The sequence below is a fragment of the Azospirillum picis genome (assembly GCF_017876115.1).
GTDB lineage: Bacteria > Pseudomonadota > Alphaproteobacteria > Azospirillales > Azospirillaceae > Azospirillum > Azospirillum picis.
Window position 1 is genome coordinate 1 of sequence record NZ_JAGINO010000049.1, and the last position, 8,389, is coordinate 8,389.

Genomic DNA, 8,389 nt, shown 5'->3' on the forward strand with positions numbered 1-8,389 from the left:
TCGCCGCTTCCGTTGCCGTCGCCATCCCAACCTCCCTGCGGTAGGATGAAGCCTTCAACAAGCGGACCGCAAATCGATCCCGGCTGTAGTACTAGTCGATCAGCTTGCCGTCCTTGAAGAAGGGGTAGGGGCCGTCGAAGTCGCCGATCACCGCGGTGTGGCTGACGATCCCGGTTTCCGGGCTCCACATGTGGATCTGGTAGCCCGGCGGCTCCATCACGAAGGCGGGCGGGGCGTCGTCGCGCAGGTCGAGCGCCACCTGATGCGCGGTCGAGGGCGCCGTGGACGCGATGGTGCCGGCCCAGCGCACCTGGATCGGCCGGTGCAGATGGCCGCACAGCACGCGCTCGACCTGCGGATGCCGGCGGATCACCGCCGCCTGATCCACCGCGCCGGACAGGCCGATACGGTCCATGTGGCCGATGCCGGTGGCGAAGGGCGGATGGTGCTGGAAGACGATGGTGGGGCGGTCGGGCTGCTCGGACAGGCGGTCGTCGAGCCAGCCCAGCCGCTCGGCACAGACCTCTCCGGCGCCGGAGCCGGGCAGGACGGTGTCGACGGCGATCAGGCGGACCGGCCAGTCTTCCACGGTGTACTGGAAGAAGGGACCGACGCCGACGCGGGCCGCCATCCCGGGGAAGGCCAGCCGCAGGCCGCCGCGTTCGTCGTGATTGCCCGGAACCGCGAAGAGCGGCAGGCCGAGCGGGCGGAGCAGGTCGAGCAGCCGCTCATATTCCTCCGGGTGGCCGGCATCGACGAGGTCGCCGGTTGCCAGCACCAGGTCGGGGCGGGGGGACAGCGCCCTGATGGCGGCGACCGCGCGCTCCAGGAAGGGTGCGCTGTCGACGCGGTCGTAGGCGAGGCGGCCGGGAGGCTTGATGTGGGTGTCGGTGATCTGGACGATGATCATGGGGGGCCTTGGGGTCCTGGGGGGGCGGTGTCCGGTTCGCGGCGTGCGTTAGGGAACCGCCAGCAGCCGCGCCGGGTCGACCCGCAGCCAGACGCGGTCGCCGCGCGCAAGGTCGCTGCGGCCGGCGGTGTCGACGGTCAGGGCCGGGCCGTCCGGCGGTTCGACCACCAGGCGGGTGCGGTCGCCGAGGAAGACGGCGGCGGCGACGCGGCCGTCGAGATGGCCGTCGGCTTCGCCGTCGGCCAACGCCAGGTCCTCGGGCCGGACCAGCAGCTCGACCGGACCGTCGGGGGCGGGCCAGGGCAGGCTGGTGCGGCCGACGGCGAGCCGGCCGCCGCCGACTCGGCCGGACAGGCGGTTCATGGTGCCGATGAAGTCGGCGACGAAGCCGTCGGCCGGCTGGTAGTAGATCTCGCGCGGCGTGCCGACCTGGGCCACCCGCCCGCGCGCCATCACGACGATGCGGTCGCCGAGCGCCATCGCCTCGCCCTGGTCGTGGGTGACGTAGACGGCGGTGATGCCGAGGGTGCGCAGCAGCCGGTCGATCTCCAGCCGCAGGCTGTCGCGCAGCTTGGCGTCCAGCGCCGTCAGCGGCTCGTCCAGCAGCAGCACGCGCGGGCGGACCACCAGGGCGCGGGCGAGCGCCACGCGCTGGCGCTGGCCGCCGGACAGTTGGTCGATCCGTCTCCCGGCGAACTCGCCGAGATGCATGAGGTCCAGCATCTCCCCGACGCGGGCCGCGCGCTCGCCGCGGGACACCTTGCGCACCTTCAGGCCGTAGGCGACGTTCTCCGCCACCGTCATGTTGGGGAACAGGGCGTAGCTCTGGAACACCATGCCGACGTTGCGCCGCTCGATCGGCAGCGCCGTCACGTCCTCGTCCCCGAACAGGACGCGGCCGCCGGGATCGGGGCTCTCCAGCCCGGCGATGAGGCGCAGCGTGGTGGTCTTGCCGCAGCCGCTTGGGCCCAGGAAGACGATGGTCTCGCCGCCGTGGATGGCGAGGTCCAGCGGCTCCAGCGCGCGGGCGCCGCCGGGCCAGGTCTTGCTGCAGCCTTCCAGGCGGACGGGCACGGCATCGAGATGGAAGCTGTCGGGCATGGGGGGACTCGAACGTTGCGTCTCAGGCATCGGGGCGGCCGCGCCGGGCGAGCGCCTGGAGCAGGATCAGGCCGGGCACGATCATCAGGAAGAACAGGAGGGTGTAGGCGCTGCCGATCTCGATCCGCAGCGAGGCATAGGCGTCGGCCAATCCCACCGGCAGGGTCTTGGTCAGCGGCGTGTGCAGGAGCCAGGTCAGGTTGAACTCGCCCACCGAGAGCGTCAGCACCATCAGCGAGCCGGCAAGGATGCCGGAGCGGCAGTTCGGCAGCACGATGGTGAGGAAGCGGCGGAGGAAGCCGGCGCCGAGGCTGGCCGCCCCCTCCTCCAGCGTCTTCAGGTCGGTCGAGGCCATCACCGCCAGCACGGCGCGCACCATGAAGGGCAGGGTGAACAGCACATGGCCGATCAGGATGAACAGCCAGCTCGACCGCAGGTCGCCGATGCCGCCATAGGTGACGATCAGCGCCAGGGCGGTGGCGAGGCCGGGGATCGCCACCGGCATCATCAGCAGTTCCTCGGCCAGCCGGGCGAACCGGCCGGGGCGGCGGGCCAGCGCATAGGCCGTGGGCACGCCGAGCGCCAGGGTGCAGGCAAGACAGGCGACGGCGACCTGCAGCGACAGCAGGATGGTGCCGGCGTAGACCCGCCACACCTCCTCGACCCAGCGCAGCGTCAGGCCGCTCTTCAGCCCGACGAAGTAATTGGCGGTCAGGCCGGCCAGCATCGACATCACCACCGGCACGGTCATCAGGGCGCAGACCAGCAGGGTGAAGCCCAGTTGCAGCCAGAAGCCCCAGCCGCGGCGGTTCGACAGGGTCGTCATCGCCGCTACCCCGCCGCCGCCACGGAACCGCCGGCGGCACTGCGCGCCAGCGCCAGCGCCGCCCAGGTGATCAGGCCGAGAAGCACGCTGAGCGCCGCCGCCGCGGCGATGTTCGCCTGGAGGGTGAATTCGGTATAGATCGTCATCGGCAGCACGTTGATCCGGGTGGCGAGCGTGAAGGCGGTGCCGAAGGCCCCCATGGCGGTGGCGAAGCAGAGGGCGCCGGCCGAGATCAGCGCCGGCTTCAACGCCGGCAGGATCACGTCCGCCGCCACCCGCCAGGGCGGGGCGCCGAGCGAGCGCGCCGCTTCCTCCAGGCGCGGGTCCAGCTTCTCCGCCGCCGCCATCACCGTCAGGATCACGCGCGGGATGGAGAAGTAGACGTAGCCGAGGAACAGGCCGGCCATGGAGTAGGCGAAGACCAGCCTGCCGCCGGTCAGCGCCTGGGTGACCGTGCCGATCAGCCCCTGGCGCCCGGCCAGCATGATGACCATGAAGCCGATCACCGCGCCGGGGAAGGCGAGCGGAAAGGTCAGCAGGGCCACCAGCAGGGCATGGCCGGGGAAGCGGTGGCGCACCAGGAACAGGCCGGCGACGGTGGCGATGGCCAGCGTCGCCACCGTCACCCCGGCCGACAGCGCCAGAGTCGAGACCAGGCTGTCGAGATGGCCGGGATCGGTGAGCGTGGCCAGGTAGGCGCCCCAGCCCTCCGCCCCGCCGGCACCGATGGCGATCAGCCGGACCAGCGGCAGCAGGAAGAAGGCGGCGAAGACGGCGGCAGCCGGCGCCAGCAGCGCCGCCAGCCGCAGCGGCGCATGGCCGGCCGGCGAGGACGGGCGGCCTCGGGAGCGCACAGGGGAGCGCGCCGGGGAGCGGGTGGCGGCGATGCCGGTGCAGGCGCTCACTTCACCTCCGCCTGGTAGCGGTCCATGAAGCCTTTCTGGGCCTCGGCCATGCGGGCCAGATCCACCGGCTTGGCGCGGGCATAGTCGGCGGCGGGCAGGAACTTGGCTGCGGTTTCCGGCGACATCGCCTCGGCGCGGACCGGGCGCATGAAGGCGTTGGCCCACAAGGTCTGTCCCTTGTCCGACAGGACGTAATCCAGCACCTTGCGGCCGGTCTCGGGGTGGGGAGCGTTCTTGACCAGCGCCATCACGTAGGGGACCGAGACGGTGCCCTCGCTGGGGATGACGAAGGCGACCGGGGCCTTGTCGACGTACCTGGCGCGGTAGGCGTTGAAGTCGTAGTCGATCAGGATCGGGATCTCTCCCGACAGGACGCGGGCGTAGGAGGTCTGCTTCGGCACGATGGGCTGGTTCTTCTGCAACTCCCTGAACCAGCCGATCGCCTTGTCGAAGCTGGCGTAGTCGCCGCCCAGCGCCTGGTTGACCGCCACCGCGCCGACATAGCCGACGGCGGCACTGGTCGGGTCGAGATAGCCGACCATGCCGTCATAGTCCGGCTTCAGCAGGTCGGCCCAGCCCTGAGGCACCGGCTTGCCGCCGAGCGCCTCGGTGTTGACGAAGAAGCCCAGCGTGCCGCTGTGGATGGCGAACCAGGTGCCGTCTGCATCCTTCATGCCGTCGGGGATGTCGGCCCAGGCCGTCGGCTTGAACGGGGCGACGACTCCCGCCTGCTTGGCCTGGATGCCGGCCGAGCCGCCGAGATAGACGACGTCGGCGACCGGCCTGTCCTTCTCGGCGATCATTGCGGCGAGCGACTGTCCGGAGTTCTTGTTGTCGAACGGCACGGTGATGCCGAGATCGGCCTTGATCGCCTTCAACTGCGAGGCCCAGTCGGCCCATTCCGGCGGGCAGTTGTAGCAGATGGCGGTTTCCTCGGCGGCGGCGGCCGGCAGGACCGAGGAGGCGAAGACGGCGGCGAGCGCCGCGGCACCGAGCAGGAGGGGCTTGATCATGGCGTGTGAAGTCTCCGGTCGGGGATCAGGGCCGCCGAAGCGGCACGCGGTTCTCGGCTAGGCGCCGGGCCGAGGGATTCGCCCGGACGCAGGATGAAGGGCAGCATCACGGCGCGGCTCTTGGGGTGGCCGGCGATCCCGGTGCGCAGGTATTCGAAGGCGGTGCAGCCCATGGCGCGGGTCGGCTGCACCAGGGTGGCCAGGCTGGGGGACATCAGCATCCCGACCTCGATCCCGTCGAAGCCGCAGACCGACACGTCGCCCGGCACGGACAGGCCGAGGTCGCGCAGCGCGCGGATGGTCGCCAGCGCCAGCAGGTCGTTGGAGGCGAAAAGCGCGGTCGGGTGGTCCGGGCCGTCGAAATGCGGGGCGAGACGGCGGTTCAGGCGCAGGTCGTTGAAGTCCACCTCGACCACCGGGCCGGGTGCGAGGCCGGCGTCGGCCAGGGCCGCCTGCCAGCCGCGATGGCGCCGGCGCGAGCGGTCGGACTGGTGGAAGCGGCCGGCGACCATGCCGATGCGGCGATGGCCGAGCACCATCATCCGTTCCACCACGGCGCGGGCGGCGGCGATGTTGTCGACCGAGACATGGGCGCGTGCCGTGGTTTCGGGCTGGTTGTAAACCAGCACGTAGGGCAGGCCGACCTCGTCCAGCGTGTCGAGCGACCCGCTGCGGTCGGCGTCGGCGACGGTCAGCACCAGCCCTTCCACCCGGTTGGACAGCAGGCTTTCGATGGCACGCGCCTCGCGCCTCGGATCGTAGTCGGTCGAGGCGATGAGCACGCTGTAGCCGGCCTCCGCCGCCGCCTGCTGGATACCGGCGACGCTCTCCGCGAAGACGGGATTCGAAAGCGATGGCACCAGCACGCCGACGGTGCGGGTGCGGGCGGCCTTCAGGCTGCGGCCGATGGTGCTGGGGCGGAAGGCGAGCGCGCTGGCGGCGGCGCGGACCTTTTCGGTCGTCTCCGGCGTGGCGTTGCCGCTGCCGTTGAGCACGCGCGAGACGGTGGCGATCGACACCCCGGCCCGGGCCGCCACGTCGCGGATGGTGGCCACCCGGTCATTCACCCGTCCGCCGCCCTGCACCATCGTCCCGGCCGTCCCCTCTGTTCCCGCCGGTCCGCAGGGAGCAGTCCGGCCGGGGCAGAGTGGCGGCGGCGTGTTTCAAACGCGTGACGTCAGGGAAACGGTTTCATGAAGAATGGAAACGTTTCCATGAGCGGGGCGGGGGCTGGGTCGATGCCGGCCCGTTCAATCGGCCGCGGCATCCGCGCCCCTGGGATCAGGGGCATCCCGGGGCGTCGGAAAGGCAGAGGTCAACCGCGAATGAATGGATGGCGGCATCCGGAAGTGGAGCCTGAACCGTCTGAAGAGAAGCAATGGCAAGCGGAGCGGCGACCGGGCAGACCTCCCGGATTCGCTGTCGCCAAGCCGTGGCGGATGAATTGCGTGGCAGTGATTTTAGTGTTTGCGTCCGGGTAGGGGTTCGGCTATGGTCCGGCTCCACCAGCGACGGACCCGTAGCTCAGCTGGATAGAGCGCTGCCCTCCGAAGGCAGAGGTCATGAGTTCGAATCTCGTCGGGTCCGCCATCCTCTCGTGGAAGCCTTGGTATCCCTAAGTTTTCTTGTGGAGCAAGGCATTTCGCGATAATTCGAGCGATAGCTTTACGCTTGAATTGAGGGGTGGGCTTTGGCTGGCGACCGCTATATCACTCGCTCGCACAATACCTTTTTGTTCCAGATGAGCGTCCCGTCGGACTGCCAAGCGGTGGTAGGCAAGAAGCTTGTTCGGAAGTCGCTCAAGACCGGTGACCGCCGAATCGCTGCGCAACGCGCGCGCCCGCTAATTGACCATTGGCATCGCGAGTTTGATCGCATCAGGGGCCGGGAGTTGGCTTTAGCTGAAGCCGCTCCCCGTCTGCGGAAGTTGGGTTTCAAAGAGCCTCTGACCGAGGAGAACGTTCGATGCTTCGCCCGAGTGGCGGAACAGGAGGCGCATTGGCGATTCAAGATCCAGGCTGGGAAACTTCGCTCTCTGGGAATTGAAATCGACGTCGACGGCGCACTGCGTCCACTCCGTGCCGAGCAAGAGGATAGGCTATCCCACATCCGCGAGGCGGTTGCCTTGGTGACCGGCGAGAACCCCGCTGTGAAGCCGCGCGTCAGGACGGCGATGGATGATCTTTTTGATCGTTGGAAAAGAGAAGCGCGCCCGACGCCGAACTCGACGCGTGAATGCGAATATTCGGTACGTCGCTTTCGTGAGATGTTTGGCAATGTCGAGATTAGGTCCATAACCAAGCCAATGGTTAGGCAATTCCGCGATGCCATGTTGGAAGTGCCGACCAGAATTAATAATGAAGAAGCGGCAATGCCGTTGCCTAAGTTGCTCGAAAAATACCATGGTAAGAACGTGGACCGGTCATCGGTTGCGTCGGCACGTAAACGATTAAGCTTCCTAAAGACCCTGCTTACCACTGCTGTAGACGCGGGGATCATTGAGGAAAGCCCAGCAGACGGTGTGAAAATCAAGGACGATGGCGCCAAACCTGACCAAGCTCGTCGAGCATTTACGTATGCTGAGCTGGAGTTGATCGGTCGCAAGTTGGCCGAAAAGGATGACACTTTCCGATGGGTAACCATCTTGGGTATTACGACAGGTTGTCGGCTTGGAGAGATCGCACAGCTGACGGTCAATGACGTTCAGTCTGAGGATGGAGTTATGTTTCTGTCTATCAATGCTGCCGACGGAAAGTCGATCAAAACCGCGTCGTCAGTTCGTCGAGTGCCACTGCATCCTGACATTAAGCAGAGCTTCCTCGATTTCATCAAAAAGAAAAAAGATCGAATTTTCCCAGACATTCAACCAAGTGCCAACGATAATATTTCTGATTTAATTTCAAAGCGGTGGAATCACTGGCGGAAGAATATTGGATTCAATGAAAAGGGGCTGTGCTTCCACTCTCTCCGCCATAGCTTCAAGGATCGGTGCCGAGAAGCTGGAATAGCAGAGGAAATTCACGACGCGCTGACCGGCCACAGCGGCGGCGGAGTCGGCCGGCGGTACGGCGGGCGCCCGCCGCTCCGCGTCCTGGCTGATGCAGTGGCGAAGCTGAAATTCCCAGTGGCTTCCGCATCGTCTGCCCAGTAACGCGAAACCCCAGGAGAGGCGGAGTCCTGTCCCGGGGTTCTGGGGGTGCCGTGGGCGCGTGCCTTGCGGTAGAGGGGGCCACGGCGAGATTAGGAGCCCAGCCCCGGGGCGACCGCGGTGCACGCGGCTTGACTCCGAAAAGACGCTGGCCGGGGACTTACTGGGCTGTTGCAAAGCTAAGCGTGCCGTGGTGTGCAGTCAAACTGCGGGCGGAGGTCCGGCGCGTCGATGAGCTTCAAGCGAATGGCGACCGGAGCGACACAGCGGATCGCCGTGCCCGCCAGGAGCGCGCCAGCGCCCAGGCCGCCTACGACCGCGCATATGCCGAGTGCCAATACCAATCGGATCTGGCGCTTGCCGGCAATCGCCACTTTGTCGACAGGGTGGGGCACTACTTTGGCAGTTCCGGCGTGATGGCACGAGATGAAGGCTGTTGTGCAGCCCAAGGGGTGAGCTGCGCTGGAGGCAATCATGCTGGAGGTT

At 67.5% G+C, this 8,389-nt stretch carries 8 protein-coding genes and 1 tRNA gene; 2 read left to right on the forward strand and 7 right to left on the reverse strand.

Going from position 1 to position 8,389, the window contains the following annotated elements; genetic code table 11:
- Positions 1 to 91 precede the first annotated feature (91 nt).
- The 6 genes from J2850_RS31330 to J2850_RS31355 are packed head-to-tail and all read right to left on the reverse strand — an operon-like array spanning position 92 to position 5,843.
- The gene (locus tag J2850_RS31330) at positions 92 to 910 is read right to left on the reverse strand and encodes a phosphodiesterase (RefSeq protein WP_209991332.1); all 819 of its coding nucleotides are present in this window, start codon (positions 908 to 910) and stop codon (positions 92 to 94) included.
- Between the two features lie 48 nt (positions 911 to 958).
- Positions 959 to 2,011, reverse strand: coding sequence for an ABC transporter ATP-binding protein (locus J2850_RS31335; protein ID WP_209991334.1), 1,053 nt, complete (start codon positions 2,009 to 2,011; stop codon positions 959 to 961).
- 22 nt (positions 2,012 to 2,033) lie between these two features.
- The gene (locus J2850_RS31340) at positions 2,034 to 2,837 is read right to left on the reverse strand and encodes an ABC transporter permease (protein WP_209991337.1); all 804 of its coding nucleotides are present in this window, start codon (positions 2,835 to 2,837) and stop codon (positions 2,034 to 2,036) included.
- Positions 2,838 to 2,842: 5 nt separating this feature from the next.
- Entirely contained in the window at positions 2,843 to 3,742 is a 900-nt protein-coding gene (locus J2850_RS31345; protein ID WP_307354620.1) for an ABC transporter permease, read from the reverse strand.
- Positions 3,739 to 4,755 (reverse strand): ABC transporter substrate-binding protein, encoded by a 1,017-nt coding sequence (locus tag J2850_RS31350; RefSeq protein WP_209991339.1) that lies wholly within the window; start codon positions 4,753 to 4,755, stop codon positions 3,739 to 3,741. The genes J2850_RS31345 and J2850_RS31350 overlap by 4 nt, the downstream gene beginning before the upstream one ends.
- Entirely contained in the window at positions 4,752 to 5,843 is a 1,092-nt protein-coding gene (locus J2850_RS31355; protein WP_209991341.1) for a LacI family DNA-binding transcriptional regulator, read from the reverse strand. Before J2850_RS31355 ends, J2850_RS31350 begins: the two co-directional genes overlap by 4 nt.
- A 425-nt stretch (positions 5,844 to 6,268) precedes the next feature.
- Between J2850_RS31355 and J2850_RS31360 the strand changes: the two genes are divergently transcribed.
- Together J2850_RS31360 and J2850_RS31365 are read left to right on the forward strand one after the other, a co-directional pair.
- Positions 6,269 to 6,345: transfer RNA gene (locus tag J2850_RS31360), tRNA-Arg, on the forward strand.
- Positions 6,346 to 6,445: 100 nt separating this feature from the next.
- Positions 6,446 to 7,906: a site-specific integrase gene (locus tag J2850_RS31365; protein WP_209991343.1), complete on the forward strand. Its 1,461-nt coding sequence runs from the start codon at positions 6,446 to 6,448 to the stop codon at positions 7,904 to 7,906.
- Positions 7,907 to 8,082: 176 nt separating this feature from the next.
- On the opposite strand, the gene J2850_RS31370 is transcribed toward J2850_RS31365, so the two are convergent.
- Positions 8,083 to 8,389: hypothetical protein (locus tag J2850_RS31370; protein WP_209991345.1), on the reverse strand; the 307-nt coding region annotated here is incomplete at its 5' end.

Excerpts from the sequence above, each read along its gene's own strand:
- J2850_RS31335 (WP_209991334.1), bottom strand. The coding sequence starts at position 2,011 with ATGCCCGACAGCTTCCATCTCGATGCCGTGCCCGTCCGCCTGGAAGGC.
- J2850_RS31330 (WP_209991332.1), bottom strand. The coding sequence starts at position 910 with ATGATCATCGTCCAGATCACCGACACCCACATCAAGCCTCCCGGCCGC.
- J2850_RS31355 (WP_209991341.1), bottom strand. The coding sequence starts at position 5,843 with ATGGTGCAGGGCGGCGGACGGGTGAATGACCGGGTGGCCACCATCCGC.
- J2850_RS31340 (WP_209991337.1), bottom strand. The coding sequence starts at position 2,837 with ATGACGACCCTGTCGAACCGCCGCGGCTGGGGCTTCTGGCTGCAACTG.
- J2850_RS31350 (WP_209991339.1), bottom strand. The coding sequence starts at position 4,755 with ATGATCAAGCCCCTCCTGCTCGGTGCCGCGGCGCTCGCCGCCGTCTTC.